The organism is Salmonella sp. 32010601201800023SM (assembly GCF_017572235.1).
Lineage (GTDB): Bacteria > Pseudomonadota > Gammaproteobacteria > Enterobacterales > Enterobacteriaceae > Salmonella > Salmonella enterica.
The window spans coordinates 1,302,108-1,323,705 of the sequence record NZ_JAGEQS010000001.1 but is presented as its reverse complement, the minus strand read 5'-3'; the positions used below and the strand labels follow the sequence as shown (position 1 = coordinate 1,323,705).

Here is a 21,598-nt window from a genome sequence, read left to right as displayed (position 1 = left end):
CGTAATCCGCGACATAAGATTGTCGAGATTGAACCACAGGAAACATTAACCAATCGTCAATACAGCCGGCGCTATCTTTATTGCGTCAGGTTTGTTTAGATACGGTTTACTTTCTGGTTAAAATTTTGCCGTCAGGGTTTCTATGCGTGCTAAGGGAAAGAAATTTAAAAAGCGTTATCTGGTCATTATTTTAATTCTTTTAGTGGGGGGGATGGCTGGCTGGCGAATGATAAATGCCCCGCTGCCAACTTATCAGACATTAATCGTGCGGCCAGGCGATCTTGAACAGAGTGTACTGGCGACTGGAAAACTGGACGCGTTGCGTAAAGTGGATGTCGGCGCGCAGGTGAGCGGCCAGTTGAAAACGCTGCTGGTCTCCATTGGCGATAACGTTAAAAAAGATCAGCTACTCGGCGTGATTGACCCAGATCAGGCGGAGAACCAGATAAAAGAGGTCGAGGCCACCCTGATGGAGCTGAACGCGGAGCGTCAGCAGGCAGCCGCTGAGTTAAAGCTGGCGCGGGTTACGCTGGCGCGCCAGCAGCAGTTAGCTAAGACTCAGGCGGTATCGCAACAGGATCTGGATACCGCGGCGACGGAGATGGCGGTTAAACAGGCGCGTATTGGCACCATAGATGCCCAGATCAAACGTAATCGGGCCTCGTTGGACACCGCGAAAACCAACCTGGAATATACCCGTATTGTCGCCCCCATGGCGGGGGAAGTGACGCAAATCACTACCCTGCAAGGACAAACGGTGATTGCAGCTCAGCAGGCGCCCAATATTCTGACGCTGGCGGATATGAGCACCATGCTGGTAAAAGCGCAGGTCTCGGAAGCGGACGTGATCCATCTTCGGGCGGGGCAGAAAGCATGGTTCACCATTGCAGGCGATCCGCAAACGCGCTATGAAGGCGTTTTAAAAGATATTCTGCCGACGCCGGAAAAGATCAACGACGCTATTTTTTATTACGCCCGGTTTGAAGTGCCGAATCCCAAAAGAATCTTGCGTCTTGATATGACCGCACAGGTTTATATTCAACTCATGGATGTCAAAAATGTGCTGATTATTCCTCTCGCCGCGCTTGGCGAACCGGTGGGCGGCAATCGTTATAAAGTGGCGCTGTTGCGTAACGGCGAAAAACGTGAGCGCGAAGTGGTCATTGGCGAGCGTAACGATACAGACGTGGAAGTGGTTAAAGGTCTGGAAGCGGGCGATGAGGTGATCATCGGCGAAAGCAGGCCAGGAGCGACGCCATGACGGCATTGCTTGAACTGTGCAATGTGAGTCGTAGCTACCCCTCCGGAGAAGAGCAGGTGGCGGTGTTGAAAGATATCTCCCTGCAAATCCACGCCGGGGAGATGGTGGCGATCGTCGGCGTTTCCGGTTCTGGAAAATCAACGCTGATGAATATCCTCGGGTGCCTGGATAAACCGACCAGCGGCACTTATCGGGTGGCGGGGCGGGACGTCTCGACGCTGGACCCGGACGCGCTGGCGCAGCTGCGGCGTGAGCATTTTGGCTTTATCTTTCAGCGCTACCATCTGTTGTCGCATTTAACGGCAGCGCAAAATGTTGAAATCCCCGCCGTCTACGCCGGCATTGAACGCAAAAAACGCCAGGCGCGCGCCAGAGAGTTGCTTTTGCGGCTGGGATTAAGCGATCGCGTCGATTACCCACCTTCACAGCTTTCTGGCGGACAGCAGCAGCGTGTCAGTATTGCCCGCGCGCTGATGAACGGCGGACAGGTGATTCTGGCGGATGAGCCGACTGGCGCGCTGGATAGCCATTCCGGCGAAGAGGTGATGGCGATTTTGCGCCAACTGCGCGATCGCGGACATACGGTGATCATTGTGACGCACGATCCGCTGATTGCCGCCCAGGCGGAGCGGATTATTGAAATTCACGATGGCAAGATTGTCCATAATCCGCCCGCGCAGGAAAAGAAACGCGAACAGGGCGTTGACGCTGCCGTAGTTAATACGGCTCCCGGCTGGCGGCAATTTGCCAGCAGCTTTCGCGAAGCGCTGTCAATGGCGTGGTTAGCGATGGCCGCTAACAAAATGCGTACTTTACTGACCATGCTGGGAATTATTATCGGTATTGCGTCGGTGGTGTCGATTGTGGTGGTCGGCGACGCCGCAAAACAGATGGTACTGGCGGATATCCGCGCTATGGGCACTAACACGATTGATATTCATCCAGGCAAAGATTTTGGCGACGACAACCCGCAGTATCGACAGGCGCTGAAATATGACGATCTGGTGGCTATTCAGAAACAGCCGTGGGTTAACTCTGCGACGCCCAGCGTTTCAAAGAGCTTACGTCTTCGCTATGGCAATATTGATATTGCCGTAAATGCTAATGGCGTCAGTGGCGATTATTTTAACGTTTACGGCATGTCCTTTAGGGAGGGGAACACCTTCAATGCTGTACAGCAACAGGATCGCGCGCAGGTGGTGGTGCTGGATGCCAACACGCGACGCCAGCTATTTCCAAATAAAGCGAATGTCGTAGGGGAAGTGGTGCTGGCGGGTAATATGCCGGTTATTGTTATTGGCGTGGCGGAAGAGAAACCGTCCATGTACGGCAATAGCAATCTGTTGCAAGTTTGGTTGCCCTATAGCACGATGTCAGATCGCATAATGGGTCAGTCATGGCTTAACTCGATCACCGTTCGTGTGAAAGATGGCGTTGATAGCGATCAGGCTGAACAGCAGCTTACCCGCCTGCTCACCTTACGCCACGGTAAAAAAGACTTCTTCACCTGGAATATGGACAGCGTCCTGAAAACGGCTGAAAAAACCACCTATACTCTTCAGTTATTTCTGACGCTGGTGGCCGTCATTTCGCTGGTTGTCGGCGGCATCGGTGTTATGAATATTATGCTGGTTTCCGTCACCGAGCGAACGCGTGAAATCGGCATCCGTATGGCGGTAGGCGCGCGCGCCAGCGATGTGCTACAGCAGTTTCTTATTGAAGCGGTGCTGGTTTGCCTGGTTGGTGGAGCGCTGGGGATTAGCTTGTCGATGTTCATCGCATTTATGCTACAGCTTTTCCTGCCCGGCTGGGAGATCGGTTTTTCACTGACTGCGCTGGCGAGCGCGTTTTTATGTTCGACGTTTACCGGGATACTGTTTGGCTGGCTACCGGCGAGAAACGCGGCGCGACTGGACCCGGTGGATGCGCTGGCAAGGGAGTAATCTTGCTGACGTCATTTGTCGGCCTGATAAGATGCAACAGTGTCGCCACCAGGCACTTGCGTTAAATAAAAATGCCAGCCGATCGGGCTGGCATTTTGCCTCCTGGATGTACACAATGAGACAGAGGAGCTATGCAACGGCCTCTGCTTCGATGGGCACGATGACGCTGGCGTGATTGCCTTTTGGCCCCTGGTGGACATCAAACCGGACAGACTGTCCGGCTTTAAGCGTTCTGTAACCATCCATTTGAATGGTGGAATAATGGGCGAAAATATCCTCGCCGCCGCCTTCAGGGCAGATGAAACCAAACCCTTTGGCATTGTTGAACCACTTTACAGTACCCGTTTCCATGCTTCGACATCCTTCGTAAATCTTATATAAGTAAGATGGAATGAACCGGTGACGGAGTGGGGGCTGTTCAAAACCTCACCAACTCTCGACATTACAATTTAGAGAAATCAGGCGAGGCGTCAAGCATCAGGCAGGGGGGATCGGGTAAAAATGAATCAAAAATTTGAAGCAGTTAACGCTATTGCCGGGAATGTGACAGATGTCGCGGATGGTACTGATAGATGTTAGTTATCTATCAATTGAGGTAGATTGATTGTGTGCATAGACTCTGGTCAGCGGCAGATTTTCCTGCCGACAACCGTAACCGATAATGACGACTGACAATGGGTAAGACGAACGATTGGCTGGATTTTGACCAGTTGGTGGAAGATAGCGTGCGCGACGCGCTAAAACCGCCATCTATGTATAAAGTGATATTAGTCAATGATGATTACACTCCGATGGAGTTTGTTATTGACGTGTTACAAAAATTCTTTTCTTATGATGTAGAACGTGCAACGCAATTGATGCTTGCAGTTCACTATCAAGGCAAAGCCATCTGCGGCGTGTTCACCGCCGAGGTGGCGGAAACCAAAGTGGCGATGGTGAACAAGTATGCAAGGGAGAACGAGCATCCGTTGCTGTGTACGCTGGAAAAAGCCTGAATGCAGGTATAAAAATTGGGGGAGGTGCCTATGCTCAATCAAGAACTGGAACTCAGTTTAAACATGGCTTTCGCCAGAGCGCGCGAGCACCGTCATGAGTTTATGACCGTCGAGCATCTGTTGCTGGCGCTGCTCAGCAACCCATCGGCTCGCGAAGCGCTGGAAGCATGCTCCGTGGATCTGGTGGCGCTCCGTCAGGAACTCGAAGCCTTCATTGAACAAACCACACCCGTACTGCCTGCCAGTGAAGAAGAGCGTGATACGCAGCCGACGTTAAGTTTCCAGCGTGTCCTGCAACGTGCCGTCTTCCATGTTCAGTCTTCCGGGCGTAGTGAAGTGACTGGCGCGAATGTGCTGGTGGCTATCTTTAGCGAACAGGAATCACAAGCCGCTTATCTGCTGCGCAAGCATGAAGTGAGCCGTCTGGATATCGTGAACTTTATTTCTCACGGGACGCGAAAAGACGAACCGAGCCAATCTTCCGATCTCGGCAATCAGCCAACTGGCGACGAACAAGCTGGCGGGGAGGAACGTATGGAAAACTTCACGACGAATCTTAACCAACTTGCTCGCGTGGGCGGCATCGATCCGCTGATTGGTCGTGAAAAAGAACTGGAACGCGCGATCCAGGTCTTGTGTCGTCGCCGTAAAAATAACCCGTTGCTGGTAGGGGAATCCGGCGTCGGCAAAACGGCGATTGCCGAAGGGCTGGCCTGGCGTATCGTGCAGGGCGATGTGCCGGAAGTGATGGCCGATTGCACCATTTACTCGCTGGATATCGGTTCGCTGCTGGCGGGCACCAAATACCGCGGCGATTTTGAAAAACGGTTTAAGGCGTTGCTGAAACAGCTTGAGCAGGATACCAACAGCATCCTGTTTATCGATGAAATCCATACCATTATCGGCGCTGGCGCGGCGTCGGGCGGACAGGTGGATGCGGCAAATCTGATTAAACCGCTGCTTTCCAGCGGCAAGATCCGGGTGATCGGCTCAACGACCTATCAGGAATTCAGCAATATTTTTGAGAAAGACCGCGCATTAGCGCGCCGTTTCCAGAAAATTGATATTACCGAGCCTTCGGTGGAAGAGACGGTGCAAATTATCAACGGCTTGAAACCTAAGTACGAAGCGCACCACGACGTGCGTTATACCGCGAAAGCGGTGCGTGCGGCGGTCGAGCTGGCGGTAAAATATATCAATGACCGCCATCTGCCGGATAAAGCCATTGACGTGATTGACGAAGCGGGCGCTCGGGCGCGTCTGATGCCGGTGAGCAAACGTAAGAAAACGGTCAACGTGGCGGATATTGAGTCCGTAGTGGCGCGAATTGCGCGAATTCCTGAAAAGAGCGTCTCGCAGAGCGATCGCGATACGCTGAAGAACCTGGGCGATCGTCTGAAAATGCTGGTCTTCGGCCAGGATAACGCGATTGAGGCGCTGACCGAAGCTATTAAGATGAGTCGTGCGGGTCTGGGCCATGAGCATAAACCTGTCGGCTCATTCTTGTTCGCCGGGCCAACTGGCGTAGGGAAAACTGAAGTTACGGTACAGCTTTCAAAAGCGCTGGGTATTGAGCTGTTGCGCTTCGATATGTCCGAATATATGGAGCGTCATACGGTGAGCCGTTTGATCGGCGCGCCTCCGGGATACGTCGGTTTCGACCAGGGCGGGCTGCTGACGGATGCGGTGATTAAGCATCCTCATGCGGTGCTGCTGCTGGATGAGATCGAAAAAGCGCACCCGGATGTCTTTAACCTGCTGCTGCAGGTGATGGATAACGGTACGCTGACCGATAACAACGGCCGCAAGGCGGATTTCCGCAACGTGGTGCTGGTGATGACCACCAACGCTGGCGTGCGAGAAACCGAACGTAAATCTATTGGTCTTATTCATCAGGACAACAGTACCGATGCGATGGGCGAGATCAAGAAAGTGTTTACGCCGGAGTTCCGTAACCGTCTCGACAACATTATTTGGTTCGATCATCTGTCTGGCGAGGTGATTCATCAGGTTGTCGATAAGTTTATCGTCGAGTTGCAGGCTCAGTTGGATCAGAAAGGCGTCTCCCTGGAAGTCAGTCAGGAAGCGCGCGACTGGCTGGCGGAAAAGGGCTATGACCGGGCGATGGGCGCACGACCAATGGCGCGTGTGATTCAGGATAACCTGAAAAAACCGCTGGCCAATGAGTTGCTGTTTGGATCGCTGGTTGACGGCGGACAGGTCACCGTCGCGCTGGATAAAGAAAAAAATGCGTTGACGTATGGCTTCCAGAGTGCGCAAAAGCACAAGCCGGAAGCCGCGCATTAATCTTCGTTTCACTGCCGTACAAACCGGGCCTTAGCGCCCGGTTTTTTTATGCCGGCTAATAGTTAGCCTGATGGCGTTGTGCTCGCGGTAGGCGGATAAGGCGCTTGTAAATTGCGCCATCATCCGGTAATCGACGGGGGTTTAATGCGAAAAAAAGTCCGTACTTTCGTACGAACTCTTTCTTGAATATGGCGGTGAGGGGGGATTGACTCGCTGCGCTCGCCCTTCGGGCAGTCTCCTCGCAGGCTCGTCGTTTGTCCAACTGGCTGCGCCGCTACTCAGCCCATCCCTGGGCCTCGCCCCTTCGGGGCCAGAGCAAGCTCTGTTCAAAAACGCTCCCGGCGTTTTTGTGTCGAACCCCGGTCGGTGGTTCTCATCCCCCCTTAGTTTGGGGGGATATATATAAGCAAAAAGCCCGTACTTCTGTACAGGCTCTCAACTTGAATATGGCGGTGAGGGAGGGATTGACTCGCTTTGCTCGCCCCTTCGGGTCATATGTGAAAAAAAAGCCCGTACTTTCGTACGAGCTCTTTCTTGAATATGGCGGTGAGGGGGGGATTGACTCGCTGCGCTCGCCCTTCGGGCAGTCTCCTCGCAGGCTCGTCGTTTGTCCAACTGGCTGCGCCGCTACTCAGCCCATCCCTGGGCCTCGCCCCTTCGGGGCCAGAGCAAGCTCTGTTCAAAAACGCTCCCGGCGTTTTTGTGCCGAACCCCGGTCGGTGGTTCTCATCCCCCCTTGGTTTGGGGGATACATATAAGCAAAAAGCCCGTACTTCTGTACAGGCTCTCAACTTGAATATGGCAGTAAGGGGGGGATTGACTCGCTTTGCTCGCCCCTTCGGGGCAGCCCGTTCGCTGTGCGCCCGGTCTGTCCAACTGGCTGCGCCGCTACTCAGCCCATCCCTGGGCCTCGCCCCTTCGGGGCCAGAGCAAGCTCTGTTCAAAAACGCTCCCGGCGTTTTTGTGTCGAACCCCGGTCGGTGGTTCTCATCCCCCCTTGGTTTGGGGGATACATATAAGCAAAAAGCCCGTACTTTCGTACGAGCTCTTTCTTAAATATGGCGGTGAGGGGGGGATTCGAACCCCCGATACGTTGCCGTATACACACTTTCCAGGCGTGCTCCTTCAGCCACTCGGACACCTCACCATATTGTATTGCTGCCTGACCACTTGGGGGGCAACGGGGCGCTACTATAGGGAGTTGCGCTAAAACGGTCAAGCAGAATTTACATATTCACTGTCGTTTGCTCATGCAATAGACATAATCCCCGCCCAAACTGGCGCGGGGAGGCAAATTAACGCTGTGAATCCAACATTTCGTTGTTTTTCACCACATCCTGCGCTTTGCTGTAGCTTTCTATCAGCAGTTGATAGGCCGGGAATACCTGAGTATAAACGTCGGCCCACGCGGCTGCGTCTTCACGGTTCCAGGTGCCTTGCAGCTCAGAGGCGACTGCGGCAGTATCCATCGGTACGACGCCAGCCTGTACGATACGCGCCAGGGTGATCTCCTGCGCCATCTTACTGTAGGTGCCGGATGCGTCGATCACGGCAAATACCTTATAGCCTTCGGCTACCGCGCTAATGGCCGGGAATGCCATGCACACGCTGGTAATCGTCCCGGCAATGATCAGCGTCTTACGACCCGTCGCTTTTACCGCCTTAACGAAATCTTCGTTATCCCAGGCGTTAATTTCACCTTTGCGCGCAATATACTGCGCATGTGGCGCATTAGCGTGGATCTCCGGGATCAGCGGGCCGTTCGGACCTTGCGGTACGGATGCCGTGGTAATGACCGGCATTTTCGCTAACGTCGCCATCTTCGCCAACGCCGCGGCGCGAGCGCGTAATTCCGGCATTGGCATATCGCCTACGGTCTGGAAAAGACCGCTTTGATGATCGATTAAAAGCATCACGGAATCGTTAACATCAATTACCGGGCGCAAACCATTAAAATTAGCAGGACTTGACATCGTGTTCTCCTTCATGTTTTCAGATTTGGCCAAAACGGCCGGAGTTGAAATCGCGGACTGCTTCTGCGATCTCTTGTTTCGTGTTCATAACAAATGGGCCGTAACCCACAATCGGTTCATTCAGCGGCTCGCCTGATAACAGCAATACGCTGGCGTCGCTGCTGGCCTCAAGGTGCAGCGTTTTCCCTTGCTGGCTCAATACCACCAGTTGCGCTTCGTTGACCGGCGTCGTGCCGTTCACCGTGATATTGCCTTTCAGTACCACCAGCGCGGTGCTCCATCCTTCCGGCTGTGCCAATGTAAGCTGGCGATTGCGTTGCAGGCGCATATCCCAGACATTGAGCGGCGAGAAAGTGTGCGCCGGGCCTTTTGTCTCTTCATAACGCCCTGCAATGACCCGCACGACTCCGGCGTCATCCGGTAACGTAACGGTCGGGATAACATCGTGGGTAATGCTTTGATAACCCGGGGTGGTCATTTTGTCCTTCATTGGAAGGTTAACCCACAACTGCACCATTTCCAGTTCGCCGCCCCGACGGGTAAACGCGTCGGAATGGAACTCTTCATGCAAAATGCCTGCGCCTGCGGTCATCCACTGAACGTCGCCCGGGCCGATAACGCCGCCGCGACCGGTAGAGTCCCGATGCTCGACTTCGCCACTATAAACAATCGTCACGGTCTCGAAACCGCGGTGTGGATGCTCCCCAACGCCGCGTTTTTCATTACCCGGCGTAAATGTGTGCGGCCCGGCATAATCCAGCAGCAGGAAGGGACTCAACTGCTGCGCATGTGACTGATAAGAAAAGAGTGAACGAACCGGAAATCCATCGCCAACCCAGTGCGGGCGAGGTGCGGTATAGACGCCTGTAATCTGTTTCATGGTGTTCTCCTCAGTGGCGTTGTCTTGATGTGAATAAGCTTATATTCATGACAAAAGGTTCGGTAGTGGCTAAAATGGCTCATACCGTTCCATTAATAGGACAATGTAATGATAAAAACGGATCTCAATGATTTTGCGTGGTTTGTGCATGTGGTCGAAGAGGGTGGGTTTGCCGCGGCGGGGCGTGCGCTTGATGAACCAAAATCAAAACTGAGCCGGCGTATTGCGCAACTGGAGGAACGGCTGGGCGTGCGATTGATTCAGCGAACTACCCGGCAGTTTAACGTTACCGAAGTGGGACAAACATTCTATGAGCACTGTAAAGCGATGCTGGTGGAAGCTCAGGCGGCGCAGGATGCCATTGCCGCATTGCAGGTAGAGCCTCGCGGTATCGTGAAGCTGACCTGCCCGGTGACGCTGCTGCATGTACACATCGGCCCAATGCTGGCGAAATTTATGGCGCGTTATCCTGATGTTTCGCTACAGCTTGAAGCGACCAATCGTCGGGTGGACGTCGTAGGGGAGGGGGTGGATGTGGCGATTCGCGTCAGGCCGCGCCCGTTTGAAGATAGCGACCTGGTGATGCGCGTCCTGGCTGACAGAGGGCATCGCCTGTTTGCCAGCCCGGATCTTATCGCACGGATGGGAATCCCTTCCGCGCCGGCGGAGTTGAGCCATTGGCCAGGGCTAAGTCTTGCATCCGGCAAGCATATCCACCGCTGGGAACTTTACGGCCCGCAGGGCGCGCGTGCGGAAGTCCATTTTACCCCGCGTATGATTACTACAGACATGTTGGCGCTACGCGAGGCGGCGATGGCGGGCGTGGGGCTTGTGCAGCTACCTGTCTTAATGGTGAAAGAACAACTGGCCGCCGGTGAACTGGTCGCGGTGCTGGAAGAGTGGGAGCCCCGGCGGGAGGTTATTCATGCTGTGTTCCCATCCCGGCGAGGATTATTACCTTCCGTACGTGCGTTGGTCGATTTTTTGACGGAAGAGTATGCGCGAATGGTGGAAGAGTAACCTGCTCGTCATTCATCAACTTAATGGACGCAAAAAAGGCCGGTTAAACCGACCTTTTATCCAGCCGCCCTTCAGGGCGTGAGGAGACAATTAGCGACTACGGAAGACAATGCGGCCTTTGCTCAGGTCGTACGGGGTCAGCTCAACGGTCACTTTGTCGCCCGTCAGGATGCGGATGTAGTTCTTACGCATTTTACCGGAGATGTGTGCAGTAACCACGTGACCGTTTTCTAACTCTACGCGGAACATGGTATTAGGTAACGTTTCGAGAACGGTACCTTGCATTTCAATATTGTCTTCTTTGGCCATCTAATCCTCTGGGGTATCACTACCATAATTTGAACCGGCAAGATAATGCCGAACTTCTTTTGATAAGTAAAGATTTGTGCGTTTAAAACACAGCAAACCAGGTTTAGCACATGATTCCGCGACACACGACAACGCCGCGTTATACACTTTTTCCCTGATACTACCGCCTGATGTATCGACATAAGCGCAACATATAAGGGAACGGTGAAATAAACGATGGGCGTTACCTGACAACGGGCTGCGGGATAATGAGCTAAACCAATTCTGCGGCAGCAATTATAACACCCCAATAAAAAATGTGCCGAAAACATTCACTTCCGGGGCAAAAATAATGTCCGCGGCACCCAAAAACGGGAGGCCAGCGGCTGTTGGCGTAAGGCCGCGAGGTGATCGAGGTAGTCACGACGTGGAATTTCAATGGCGCCGAGCGAGGCGGTATGATTATTAAGTACCTGACAATCAATAAGTTTACCGCCGTGACGGATAAATTCAGCGCAAAAAACCAGCAGTGCGGTTTTAGAGGCATTCTCCTGGCGGCTAAACATCGATTCGCCGCAAAATAGCGCCCCCTGCGAGACGCCATACATCCCGCCGACCAGTTCCCGATCGCGCCACACTTCAATGGAGTGCGCGTGGCCCAATTCATGTAATCGGCGATAGGCTTCCTCAATACCACGCGTTATCCAGGTGCCTTCGTCACGGTGATTGGCGCATCCATCAATGACCCGGTCGAAAGCGTAATTGAGCGTCACGCGGTAAGGGGATGCGTTGTGAAAGCGCTTCATGCTGCGACTGAGGTGAAACTTTTCAGGCCACAGCACGGCGCGCGGATCGGGCGACCACCACAGAATCGGGTCGCCCGGCGAAAACCACGGGAAAATCCCGTGCTGATAGGCCATTAACAACCGGGCAGGGCTGAGATCGCCGCCCAGCGCCAGTAAACCGTTAGGCTCGCGTAAAGCGCCTTCCGGCGAAGGGAAGGCGATAGAATGTCGGGAAAGCTGAACCAGACGCATGACGGCGAAACTCCAGTACGCAAGTCGGATCGTTCAATAATAGCTTACAGACGTTGTTTAAACTGATAATAGCGCCCTTGTCCGGCTAACAATTCTGCATGAGTGCCTCGCTCAATGATGCGCCCGTCGTCCATTACGATGATTTGATCAAAACGGGCCAGGCCGCGCAAACGGTGAGTCACCATCAGGATGGTTTTCTCGCGCATCACATCGGCAAGTAATTCCAGCATTTCGCTCTCGGTGGTCGCATCCAGCCCCTCAGTAGGCTCATCCAACAGCATCAACGGGGCATCGTGCAACAGCGCGCGGGCGATGGCCAGGCGACGAAGTTCGCCGCCGGATAGCAGACGACCGCCTTCGCCGAGCCAGCTATTAAGCCCACTATCTTCGAGCAGATTTTCGAGGCCGACGCGACGCAGCATGTCGGAAAGGGCTTCGTCGCTGGCATTGGGCGCCGCCAGTAATAAATTATCACGCAGCGTGGCGCTGAACAGGTGGACACGCTGCGGCACCACGCTGATAGTCCGGCGTAAGGCGGATTCGCTCAGCGAGGATAGCGGAAGATCGTTGAGCAGAATTTCGCCTTGTTGCGGGTCCCAGGCGCGGGTGAGTAGCTGCAACAGCGTTGATTTTCCGCAGCCGGTACGCCCCAGAATAGCGACATGCTCGCCAGGATTAGCCTGTAATGAGAGGGCATTGAGCGCATTAATCGGCTGGTCGGGATAACGAAACGAAACGTCCCGCAGGGTGAGTGTGACCTTTTCCGGCGCGGGAGTTTCTGCTTGCGGAAAGGTCACCTCCGGTTTTTGCTCCGTTAATTCAGTGATACGAAGCGCAGAGGCGATAACCTGCCCCAGATGCTGGAATGCGCCGGTAACGGGCGCAAGCGACTCGAAAGCCGCCAGCGCGCAGAAGACAAACAGCGCGATGAGCGCGCCGGGCTGCGTATTGCCGCCAACGCCGCCGGAGGCCATCCACAACATTAACATCACCGCCAGCGCACCAATCAGCAGCATTAACGCCTGCGATAAGGCGGTCAGTTCAGACTGTCGGCGTTGGGCCTCATGCCATTGTAATTCGGTGGCTTCCATTTGCGCCCGATAGCGTTTGCTGGCGCCAAAAATGGTGAGTTCCGCCTGGCCCTGTAACCATGACGTGAGCTGTTGGCGATACTGACCTCGTAGATGCGTCAGATTTTGGCCGGTATTTTTGCCGGCGCGATAAAACACCGGCGGCATAATAAACAGCGTCAACAGCATAATGCCGCCCAGCGTGATCGCCAGCGTCACGTCGAGAACGCTAAGCCCCAGGGTGACAATCATAATCACTACAAAAGCGCCGACCAGCGGGGAGATGACGCGCAAATAGAGATGATCCAGCGTGTCGACGTCGGCAACGATGCGGTTCAGCAGTTCACCTTGCTGATATCGCGCCAGACCCGCGGGGGAGAGCGGTAAAAGTTTGCTGAAGGTATAAATACGCAGATGTTGCAGCACGCGGAACGTGGCGTCATGACTTACCAGACGTTCAAAATAACGACCGGCGGTACGGGTAATGGCCGCGCCGCGCACGCCGGCCGCCGGGAGCATATAGTTAAAACTGTAAATTCCCGCGAAGCCTGCGATAGCGGACGCGGACAGGAACCAGCCGGAAAGCGTCAGCAGCCCGATACTGGCAAGCAGGGTCAGGATTGCCAGCGCAATTCCCAGCGTTAGCATCCATTTGTGGCGTTTATAAAGCGTCAGATAAGGGAGTAGCGCGCGCATTTAAATATCCTCCTGACGGTGAGCCAATAACGTCGCAAAAGCGCCGTTGGCGGCGCTGAGTTCAGCATAACTGCCTTGTTCGACAATCGCGCCATCTTGCATAACCCAGATAGCGTCCCAGTCGGCGAGATCTTCCAACTGATGCGTCACCATTAATGTGGTCTGGCGTTTTGACGCCGCTTTTAACGCCTGCATGACGCGTTGCTCGCTGTGAGCGTCCAGGCTTGCCGCCGGTTCATCCAGCAGTAGCAGTTGACAGGGATTAAGTAGCGCACGGGCGACCGCTACACGCTGTGCCTGGCCGACGGAAAGTCTGCTGGCATGATTGCCGAGCGGGGTGTCTACTCCCTGCGGCAGCAGCGGTAAAAACTCGCTTACCCATGCGGCGTCAAGCGCGGCATAAAGTTCCTGCTCGCTGGCGTCCGGGCGCGCCAGTAATACATTTTCGCGTAGCGTCGCTGCAGGTAATTGCGGGTTTTGCCCAACCCAGGAGAGATGCTGGCGCCAGGATTCCGGCGAGAGATCGCGAAGCTCGACACCGTTAATACGCAAAGATCCCTGATAGGAGAGAAAACCGGATAATACATTCAACAGAGAGCTTTTACCGGAACCGCTGCGTCCTACCAGGACGGCGCGTTCTCCTGCCGCTAATGAGAAATTCAGCGGCCCGGCAAGCGTTTTGCCTTCTGGCGAGGTGATAATAAGATTGACTGCGTCAATGGTTACAGGTTCGTTTTCCGCCAGCTCAACTTCGCCGCGCGCCGGGTGGGCGAGGGGTGTTTCCAGAAATGTCTTCAGACTATCCGCCGCGCCAACCGCCTGCGCCTTAGCATGATAAAACGTGCCGAGGTCGCGTAATGGCTGGAAAAACTCCGGCGCGAGGATCAAGGCGAGGAACCCGGCGGCGAGCGTCACACCGGTACCGTAATGACCAAAGTTCAGCTCGCCCAGGTAAGAGAAGCCAAAATAAACGGCGACCAGCGCAATAGAAAGCGAGGTGAAAAATTCCAGCACGCCGGAAGATAAAAAGGCGAGGCGCAGTACTTCCATCGTGCGCTGACGAAAATCCTGCGATGCTGCGCGAATGCTCTCGGTTTCCGCTTCTCCACGACCGAAAATTCGCAGCGTTTCCATCCCGCGCAGACGGTCAAGAAAATGGCCGCTTAGCCGGGCAAGCGCCAGGAAATTGCGGCGGTTGGCGTCAGCCGCGCCCATCCCCACCATCGCCATAAATAGGGGAATGAGCGGGGCGGTGCCCAGCAGAATCAGCGCCGCCGCCCAGTTTGACGGGAAAATCGCCGCCACGATTAAGAGCGGTACGCAAACGGCAAGCGCCATTTGCGGCAGATAGCGCGCATAATAGTCATGCATATCGTCAATCTGCTCCAACACCAGCGTCGCCCAGCTACCGGCGGGCTTGCCCTGAATCCAGGCTGGGCCGGCTTGCTGCAGACGATCCAACACCTGACGGCGGATCTCAAAGCGAATATGTTGTCCGGCATGAAAACCGACGCGCTCGCGCAACCACACCACCCAGGCGCGGAGGACAAAGATCAGTATCAGCAGGATAAAAGGGAGCAACAGCGCTTCCCGTGGAATGTTCTCCATGATCATATGTTGCAGGATACGCGCCATGATCCAGGCCTGAGCGACAATTAATACGCCACTCATGAACCCCAACAGGCGGGAAATATTCAACCACCGTTGGGAGATTACGCTTTGCTGTTTTAACCAGCGGGTCAGCTCTTTTTGACGGGTTTTATTCATTGCACGCTTAGCAGGTGAGTTATTGGAATTTCAGGCAGGGCAATGTTACAACGACGCAAAAATAAAGGCGACTTATAGTCGCCTTTTTTACTTTTGTTACTGATTTGTAAAAACTATTTACTCGCGTCGGCCAGACCATCGAGATAGCGTTCAGCATCCAGCGCCGCCATACAACCCGTGCCTGCAGAGGTGATCGCCTGACGGTAAATATGATCCATGACGTCACCCGCCGCGAATACGCCAGGGATGCTGGTTTGTGTGGCGTTGCCATGGGTGCCGGACTGAACTTTGATATAACCATTTTCCAGCTCAAGCTGGCCTTCGAAGAGCGCCGTGTTTGGGCTATGACCGATGGCTACGAAAAGTCCGGCGATGTCCAGCGTCTCGATATTATCGCTCTGCTGCGTGTCGCGAAGGCGCAGACCGGTGACGCCCATCTGATCGCCGGTCACTTCTTCCAGCGTCCGGTTGGTGTGCAGAATGATATTGCCATTTTCAACTTTATCCATCAGGCGCTTAATGAGGATTTTTTCAGCGCGGAAACCGTCACGGCGATGGATAAGGTGCACTTCCGAAGCGATGTTGGACAGATAAAGCGCTTCTTCAACCGCGGTGTTGCCGCCGCCGATCACCGCCACTTTCTGATTGCGGTAGAAGAAACCGTCGCAGGTTGCGCAGGCGGAAACGCCGCGCCCTTTAAAGGCTTCTTCCGATGGCAGCCCCAGATAGCGCGCGGAAGCGCCGGTCGCAATGATCAACGCATCACAAGTGTACTCTGCGCTGTCACCTGTCAGACGGAACGGACGATTTTGCAGATCCACGTTGTTGATGTAATCAAAGATTATCTCAGTTTCAAATTTTGCCGCATGCTCATGCATGCGTTCCATCAGCAGCGGGCCGGTCAAATCGTTTGGATCGCCGGGCCAGTTTTCCACTTCCGTCGTGGTAGTCAGTTGACCGCCTTTTTCCATACCGGTAATAAGTACGGGCTGTAAATTTGCGCGCGCGGCATACACCGCTGCGGTATATCCCGCCGGTCCTGAGCCCAGAATAAGCAGCTTACTGTGTTTGGTCGTGCCCATGAGATCCCCATAGTTGTTGGCAGACAATGAGCAGAATTGTAGGGAATTTACAGACGTAAAAAAAGAGCATAACGATTTTGTTAACAATATGTGTAATAGCATGAACCGATGAACGACCGCGACAGCGACGTTATCATCACAAACTTTAATTAAAATCGGTAACTTATAAGGTGACGAAATGACAGTTTACCGCCCTCTCTAATGAATAACTGGCATGTTGTACTAAAAATCGATGTTTTGCTTTGACAATCACCTGCTGTTTTGCGAAAACATTCGAGGAAGAAAAAAACTGTGTTATGTATGTGCTGCATAATCATGCATGTAAATACCATGTTTACCGGGCTAGTGAAATCTACGCATGGCGTGGACAGACGCCATTCGTGATGTCGATAGCTGCCGCGAGGCAACGGTCTTCTCACCATAGACCAGGCATTGCGCGCCGTTAATCCCTCTGGGTTTCGGTCTATTGTGATGGGCAGCGACTCTGAACAGTGATGTGAGTAGAGTCAGGCAGGAGTAGGGAAGGAATACAGAGAGACAATAATAATGGTAGATAGCAAGAAGCGCCCTGGCAAAGATCTCGACCGTATCGATCGTAACATTCTTAATGAACTGCAAAAGGATGGGCGTATTTCCAACGTCGAGCTTTCTAAACGAGTAGGACTTTCGCCGACACCTTGCCTTGAGCGTGTGCGTCGGCTAGAGCGACAGGGGTTTATCCAGGGCTATACGGCGCTGTTGAACCCGCATTATCTGGATGCGTCACTTCTGGTATTCGTTGAGATTACCTTAAATCGCGGCGCGCCGGATGTGTTTGAACAGTTTAATGCCGCCGTGCAAAAGCTTGAAGAGATTCAGGAGTGTCATTTGGTTTCCGGCGATTTCGACTACCTGTTGAAAACCCGTGTACCGGATATGTCAGCGTATCGAAAACTATTGGGAGAGACGTTGCTGCGCTTGCCAGGTGTGAACGACACCCGAACTTACGTAGTGATGGAAGAGGTAAAACAGAGTAATCGTCTGGTTATTAAGACACGCTAACACGGAACAGGTGCAAAATCGCTGTAGTTTGATTACACTCCTGTTAATCCATACAGCAACAGTGCCGGGGCAACCCGGTGCTGTTGTCCGTTTTAGCATCGGGCGGGAAAAGCCCGGAACCTGGAGAGCCTTTTTTGAGCCAGGAATATACTGAAGACAAAGACGTCACATTGACGAAGTTAAGCAGCGGGCGCCGACTTCTGGAAGCGTTGTTGATACTTATTGCCCTTTTTGCCGTCTGGTTGATGGCGGCCTTGTTGAGCTTTAACCCTTCGGACCCCAGTTGGTCGCAAACCGCCTGGCATGAACCCATCCATAATTTAGGCGGCGCGCCGGGCGCGTGGCTGGCCGATACACTGTTCTTTATTTTTGGCGTAATGGCCTACACCATCCCTGTCATTATTGTCGGCGGGTGTTGGTTTGCGTGGCGTCATCAGTCTACGGATGATTACATCGACTATTTTGCTGTGTCGCTACGCCTTATCGGCGTGCTGGCGCTGATTCTCACTTCCTGCGGTCTGGCGGCCATTAATGCCGACGATATCTGGTATTTCGCCTCCGGCGGCGTAATTGGCAGCCTGTTAAGCACCACGCTGCAGCCGTTGTTGCATAGTAGCGGCGGAACGATAATGCTTCTCTGTATTTGGGCTGCCGGGCTGACGCTCTTTACCGGCTGGTCCTGGGTCAGTATCGCCGAAAAATTAGGCGGCTGGCTGCTTAATATACTGACCTTCGCCAGCAACCGTACCCGGCGTGATGATACGTGGGTTGACGACGAAGAGTATGATGACGAATACGATGAAGAAACCGACGGCGTGCAGCGTGAATCTCGCCGGGCGCGTATTTTGCGCGGCGCGTTGGCGCGTCGTAAGCGACTGGCTGAAAAATTCAGCAATCCACGGGGCCGTCAGACCGATGCCGCGCTCTTTTCCGGCAAACGGATGGATGATGACGAGGACATTCAGTATAGCGCGCGCGGCGTCGCTGCCGATCCCGACGACGTTCTGTTTTCGGGCAACCGTGCGACGCAGCCGGAATATGATGAATATGATCCGCTGTTAAACGGCCATTCTGTCACCGAACCGGTCGCCGCCGCTGCGGCTGCAACTGCCGTCACCCAGACGTGGGCAGCGTCCGCCGATCCCATAATGCAAACGCCGCCCATGCCTGGGGCTGAGCCGGTTGTCGCGCAACCGACCGTGGAGTGGCAGCCCGTACCGGGGCCGCAAACCGGCGAACCGGTTATCGCGCCTGCGCCGGAGGGGTATCAGCCGCATCCGCAATATGCTCAACCGCAAGAGGCGCAAAGTGCGCCGTGGCAGCAACCTGTGCCTGTCGCTTCCGCGCCGCAATACGCCGCGACGCCAGCGACCGCAGCAGAATATGACTCTCTTGCGCCGCAGGAAACACAGCCGCAATGGCAGGCGCCGGATGCCGAACAACACTGGCAGCCGGAGCCGGTTTATCAGCCGGAGCCGATAGCGGCTGAACCTTCCCACATGCCGCCGCCGGTTATCGAACAGCCGGTTGCCACCGAGCCTGAACCTGACACAGAAGAGACCAGACCCGCCCGTCCTCCGCTTTACTATTTTGAAGAGGTGGAAGAGAAACGCGCCCGTGAGCGCGAACAACTGGCGGCATGGTATCAACCGATTCCGGAGCCGGTAAAAGAGAACGTGCCGGTCAAACCTACGGTATCTGTCGCGCCATCCATACCGCCAGTGGAAGCGGTAGCCGCCGCCGCGTCGCTTGACGCAGGTATTAAGAGTGGCGCCCTGGCAGCTGGCGCCGCGGCCGCTGCGCCTGCATTTAGTCTGGCTACCGGCGGCGCGCCGCGTCCGCAGGTGAAAGAGGGGATTGGTCCGCAACTGCCGCGTCCGAACCGCGTTCGCGTGCCGACCCGACGGGAACTGGCATCGTACGGTATTAAGCTGCCGTCACAGAGGATTGCAGAAGAAAAAGCCCGCGAGGCGGAGCTCAATCAGTACGAGACGGGCGCGCAGCTAACCGATGAAGAAATAGATGCAATGCATCAGGACGAGTTAGCCCGTCAGTTTGCGCAGTCGCAGCAGCATCGTTATGGTGAGACGTATCAGCATGATACGCAACAGGCAGAAGATGACGATACCGCTGCGGAAGCTGAATTAGCCCGCCAGTTTGCCGCTTCGCAACAGCAGCGCTATTCCGGCGAGCAACCCGCTGGCGCGCAGCCGTTCTCACTGGACGATCTGGATTTCTCGCCAATGAAAGTATTGGTTGATGAAGGTCCGCACGAACCGCTGTTCACGCCGGGTGTCATGCCCGAGTCAACGCCTGTTCAGCAACCTGTAGCGCCGCAGCCGCAACAGCCGGTAGCGCCTCAGCCGCAGTATCAGCAGCCGCAACAGCCGGTAGCACCGCAGCCGCAGTATCAGCAGCCGCAGTATCAGCAGCCGCAGCAGCCGGTAGCACCGCAGCCGCAGTATCAGCAGCCGCAGCCGCAGTACCAGCAGCCGCAACAGCCGGTAGCGCCGCAGCCACAGTATCAGCAGCCGCAACAGCCGACAGCGCCGCAAGACAGCCTGATCCACCCGCTGTTGATGCGTAACGGCGACAGTCGTCCATTACAGCGTCCGACGACGCCGCTGCCTTCGTTAGATCTTCTGACGCCGCCGCCGAGCGAAGTTGAACCGGTAGATACCTTTGCGCTGGAACAAATGGCGCGTCTGGTTGAAGCGCGTCTGGCGGATTTCCGCATTAAAGCTGATGTGGTGAACTATTCGCCAGGCCCGGTCATTACTCGCTTTGAACTGAATCTGGCCCCGGGCGTTAAAGCGGCGCGTATCTCCAACCTTTCCCGGGATCTGGCGCGCTCATTGTCAACGGTAGCCGTACGCGTTGTGGAAGTCATTCCAGGCAAACCTTACGTAGGGTTGGAATTGCCGAACAAGAAACGGCAAACCGTTTATCTGCGCGAAGTGTTGGATAACGCCAAATTCCGCGAGAATCCGTCGCCGCTTACCGTGGTGTTAGGTAAGGATATCGCGGGCGATCCGGTAGTGGCGGATCTGGCGAAAATGCCTCACCTGCTGGTGGCCGGTACGACCGGTTCCGGTAAGTCGGTCGGGGTTAACGCCATGATCCTCAGTATGCTGTATAAAGCGCAGCCGGAAGACGTTCGCTTTATCATGATCGACCCGAAAATGTTAGAACTCTCAGTCTATGAAGGTATACCGCATCTGCTGACGGAAGTTGTTACCGACATGAAAGACGCGGCTAACGCGTTACGCTGGAGCGTCAATGAGATGGAGCGTCGCTATAAGCTGATGTCCGCGCTCGGCGTGCGTAATCTGGCTGGGTATAACGAGAAAATCGCCGAAGCGGCCCGCATGGGACGTCCGATTCCGGACCCGTACTGGAAGCCGGGTGACAGTATGGATGTTCAGCATCCGGTTCTGGAAAAACTGCCGTATATCGTGGTACTGGTTGATGAATTTGCCGACCTGATGATGACCGTCGGTAAAAAAGTTGAAGAGCTGATCGCGCGTCTGGCGCAGAAAGCGCGCGCCGCGGGGATTCACCTGGTACTGGCGACGCAGCGTCCGTCGGTCGATGTGATTACTGGTTTAATTAAAGCCAACATTCCAACCCGTATCGCTTTTACCGTATCCAGTAAGATCGACTCCCGCACCATTCTTGATCAGGGTGGCGCTGAGTCGCTATTGGGAATGGGGGACATGCTCTATTCCGGACCAAACTCCACCATGCCGGTACGTGTCCATGGGGCGTTTGTGCGTGACCAGGAAGTCCATGCGGTGGTGCAGGACTGGAAAGCGCGCGGTCGTCCGCAATATGTGGATGGCATTACCTCCGACAGCGAAAGCGAAGGTGGCGGTGGCGGTTTTGACGGCGGCGAAGAATTAGATGCGCTATTCGATCAGGCCGTTAATTTCGTCACCCAGAAGCGTAAAGCGTCCATTTCCGGCGTTCAGCGTCAGTTCCGCATCGGCTATAACCGTGCGGCGCGTATTATCGAACAGATGGAAGCGCAGGGTATTGTCAGCGCTCAGGGGCATAACGGTAATCGTGAAGTGCTGGCTCCGCCGCCTTTTGAGTAAACCTGTAAGCCGGATGGCGCTGTGCAGGCTGCCATCCGGCAACAAAATTCAGTATTTTCTTCTTTCCTCATGCTGATTTTTGGCCTGGAATAGAAAGCAAAAGGAGCTCCTGGTCGGGAGTGTCGAAACCTGAGGAATAAT

General features: G+C 54.6%; 17 protein-coding genes and 1 tRNA gene. 8 read left to right on the top strand and 10 right to left on the bottom strand.

The window, feature by feature from the left end; translation table 11 throughout:
- Positions 1–142 precede the first annotated feature (142 nt).
- Positions 143–1,261, top strand: a complete 1,119-nt coding sequence (gene macA / locus J4617_RS06690; protein WP_001201751.1) for a macrolide transporter subunit MacA — start codon at positions 143–145, stop codon at positions 1,259–1,261.
- Entirely contained in the window at positions 1,258–3,204 is a 1,947-nt protein-coding gene (gene macB, locus J4617_RS06685) for a macrolide ABC transporter ATP-binding protein/permease MacB (protein WP_000125877.1), read from the top strand. The genes macA and macB overlap by 4 nt, the downstream gene beginning before the upstream one ends.
- A gap of 129 nt (positions 3,205–3,333) precedes the next feature.
- Here the strand turns inward: macB and cspD are convergent, their stop codons facing one another.
- Positions 3,334–3,555 carry a cold shock-like protein CspD gene (cspD, locus tag J4617_RS06680; protein WP_000447499.1) on the bottom strand — a complete coding sequence of 74 codons (222 nt, stop codon included), beginning with the start codon at positions 3,553–3,555 and terminating at the stop codon, positions 3,334–3,336.
- 150 nt (positions 3,556–3,705) lie between these two features.
- Here cspD and J4617_RS22945 point away from each other — a divergent pair, with 150 nt between their 5' ends.
- From J4617_RS22945 to clpA, 3 genes are all read left to right on the top strand, one after another.
- A complete protein-coding gene (locus J4617_RS22945; RefSeq protein ID WP_212742690.1) occupies positions 3,706–3,783 on the top strand; it encodes a hypothetical protein in 78 nt (25 codons plus the stop codon).
- 95 nt (positions 3,784–3,878) lie between these two features.
- Positions 3,879–4,199, top strand: coding sequence for an ATP-dependent Clp protease adapter ClpS (gene clpS / locus J4617_RS06675; protein ID WP_000520789.1), 321 nt, complete (start codon positions 3,879–3,881; stop codon positions 4,197–4,199).
- 30 nt (positions 4,200–4,229) lie between these two features.
- Entirely contained in the window at positions 4,230–6,506 is a 2,277-nt protein-coding gene (gene clpA / locus J4617_RS06670) for an ATP-dependent Clp protease ATP-binding subunit ClpA (RefSeq protein WP_000934064.1), read from the top strand.
- A 1,059-nt stretch (positions 6,507–7,565) separates the two neighbouring features.
- Here the strand turns inward: clpA and J4617_RS06665 are convergent.
- From J4617_RS06665 to J4617_RS06655, 3 genes are all read right to left on the bottom strand, one after another.
- Positions 7,566–7,653: transfer RNA gene (locus J4617_RS06665), tRNA-Ser, on the bottom strand.
- Positions 7,654–7,801: 148 nt separating this feature from the next.
- On the bottom strand, positions 7,802–8,479 hold the full coding sequence (locus J4617_RS06660; RefSeq protein WP_000097893.1) for a hydrolase: 678 nt from the start codon (positions 8,477–8,479) through the stop codon (positions 7,802–7,804).
- Between the two features lie 19 nt (positions 8,480–8,498).
- On the bottom strand, positions 8,499–9,359 hold the full coding sequence (locus J4617_RS06655) for a pirin family protein (protein WP_000809969.1): 861 nt from the start codon (positions 9,357–9,359) through the stop codon (positions 8,499–8,501).
- Positions 9,360–9,467: 108 nt separating this feature from the next.
- On the opposite strand from J4617_RS06655, the gene J4617_RS06650 reads away from it, so the two are divergent.
- Entirely contained in the window at positions 9,468–10,379 is a 912-nt protein-coding gene (locus J4617_RS06650; RefSeq protein WP_000597928.1) for a LysR family transcriptional regulator, read from the top strand.
- A 90-nt stretch (positions 10,380–10,469) separates the two neighbouring features.
- On the opposite strand, the gene infA is transcribed toward J4617_RS06650, so the two are convergent.
- The 6 genes from infA to trxB all read right to left on the bottom strand — a co-directional run bounded on the left by infA (position 10,470) and on the right by trxB (position 16,319).
- Positions 10,470–10,688: a translation initiation factor IF-1 gene (gene infA, locus J4617_RS06645; protein ID WP_001040187.1), complete on the bottom strand. Its 219-nt coding sequence runs from the start codon at positions 10,686–10,688 to the stop codon at positions 10,470–10,472.
- Positions 10,616–10,999 (bottom strand): membrane protein, encoded by a 384-nt coding sequence (locus tag J4617_RS06640; protein ID WP_001578948.1) that lies wholly within the window; start codon positions 10,997–10,999, stop codon positions 10,616–10,618. Before J4617_RS06640 ends, infA begins: the two co-directional genes overlap by 73 nt.
- Positions 11,000–11,704 (bottom strand): leucyl/phenylalanyl-tRNA--protein transferase, encoded by a 705-nt coding sequence (gene aat / locus J4617_RS06635; RefSeq protein WP_001241648.1) that lies wholly within the window; start codon positions 11,702–11,704, stop codon positions 11,000–11,002. It lies immediately after the preceding gene.
- A 44-nt stretch (positions 11,705–11,748) separates the two neighbouring features.
- Positions 11,749–13,470: a cysteine/glutathione ABC transporter ATP-binding protein/permease CydC gene (cydC, locus tag J4617_RS06630; RefSeq protein WP_001202264.1), complete on the bottom strand. Its 1,722-nt coding sequence runs from the start codon at positions 13,468–13,470 to the stop codon at positions 11,749–11,751.
- Positions 13,471–15,237 (bottom strand): cysteine/glutathione ABC transporter permease/ATP-binding protein CydD, encoded by a 1,767-nt coding sequence (gene cydD / locus J4617_RS06625; protein ID WP_017465599.1) that lies wholly within the window; start codon positions 15,235–15,237, stop codon positions 13,471–13,473.
- Positions 15,238–15,350: 113 nt separating this feature from the next.
- The gene (gene trxB, locus J4617_RS06620; RefSeq protein ID WP_017465600.1) at positions 15,351–16,319 is read right to left on the bottom strand and encodes a thioredoxin-disulfide reductase; all 969 of its coding nucleotides are present in this window, start codon (positions 16,317–16,319) and stop codon (positions 15,351–15,353) included.
- A 546-nt stretch (positions 16,320–16,865) separates the two neighbouring features.
- On the opposite strand from trxB, the gene lrp reads away from it, so the two are divergent.
- On the top strand, positions 16,866–17,360 hold the full coding sequence (gene lrp, locus J4617_RS06615; protein WP_000228469.1) for a leucine-responsive transcriptional regulator Lrp: 495 nt from the start codon (positions 16,866–16,868) through the stop codon (positions 17,358–17,360).
- A gap of 134 nt (positions 17,361–17,494) precedes the next feature.
- Complete coding sequence (gene ftsK, locus J4617_RS06610) at positions 17,495–21,457, top strand: DNA translocase FtsK (protein ID WP_017465601.1); 3,963 nt, start codon at positions 17,495–17,497, stop codon at positions 21,455–21,457.
- Positions 21,458–21,598 lie beyond the last annotated feature (141 nt).

Excerpts from the sequence above, each read along its gene's own strand:
- J4617_RS06660 (WP_000097893.1), bottom strand. The coding sequence starts at position 8,479 with ATGTCAAGTCCTGCTAATTTTAATGGTTTGCGCCCGGTAATTGATGTT.
- macB (WP_000125877.1), top strand. The coding sequence starts at position 1,258 with ATGACGGCATTGCTTGAACTGTGCAATGTGAGTCGTAGCTACCCCTCC.
- cydC (WP_001202264.1), bottom strand. The coding sequence starts at position 13,470 with ATGCGCGCGCTACTCCCTTATCTGACGCTTTATAAACGCCACAAATGG.
- J4617_RS06655 (WP_000809969.1), bottom strand. The coding sequence starts at position 9,359 with ATGAAACAGATTACAGGCGTCTATACCGCACCTCGCCCGCACTGGGTT.
- infA (WP_001040187.1), bottom strand. The coding sequence starts at position 10,688 with ATGGCCAAAGAAGACAATATTGAAATGCAAGGTACCGTTCTCGAAACG.
- cydD (WP_017465599.1), bottom strand. The coding sequence starts at position 15,237 with ATGAATAAAACCCGTCAAAAAGAGCTGACCCGCTGGTTAAAACAGCAA.
- clpA (WP_000934064.1), top strand. The coding sequence starts at position 4,230 with ATGCTCAATCAAGAACTGGAACTCAGTTTAAACATGGCTTTCGCCAGA.
- J4617_RS06640 (WP_001578948.1), bottom strand. The coding sequence starts at position 10,999 with ATGTTTTCGGCACATTTTTTATTGGGGTGTTATAATTGCTGCCGCAGA.
- J4617_RS06650 (WP_000597928.1), top strand. The coding sequence starts at position 9,468 with ATGATAAAAACGGATCTCAATGATTTTGCGTGGTTTGTGCATGTGGTC.
- macA (WP_001201751.1), top strand. The coding sequence starts at position 143 with ATGCGTGCTAAGGGAAAGAAATTTAAAAAGCGTTATCTGGTCATTATT.
- J4617_RS22945 (WP_212742690.1), top strand. The coding sequence starts at position 3,706 with ATGAATCAAAAATTTGAAGCAGTTAACGCTATTGCCGGGAATGTGACA.
- aat (WP_001241648.1), bottom strand. The coding sequence starts at position 11,704 with ATGCGTCTGGTTCAGCTTTCCCGACATTCTATCGCCTTCCCTTCGCCG.
- cspD (WP_000447499.1), bottom strand. The coding sequence starts at position 3,555 with ATGGAAACGGGTACTGTAAAGTGGTTCAACAATGCCAAAGGGTTTGGT.
- clpS (WP_000520789.1), top strand. The coding sequence starts at position 3,879 with ATGGGTAAGACGAACGATTGGCTGGATTTTGACCAGTTGGTGGAAGAT.
- trxB (WP_017465600.1), bottom strand. The coding sequence starts at position 16,319 with ATGGGCACGACCAAACACAGTAAGCTGCTTATTCTGGGCTCAGGACCG.
- lrp (WP_000228469.1), top strand. The coding sequence starts at position 16,866 with ATGGTAGATAGCAAGAAGCGCCCTGGCAAAGATCTCGACCGTATCGAT.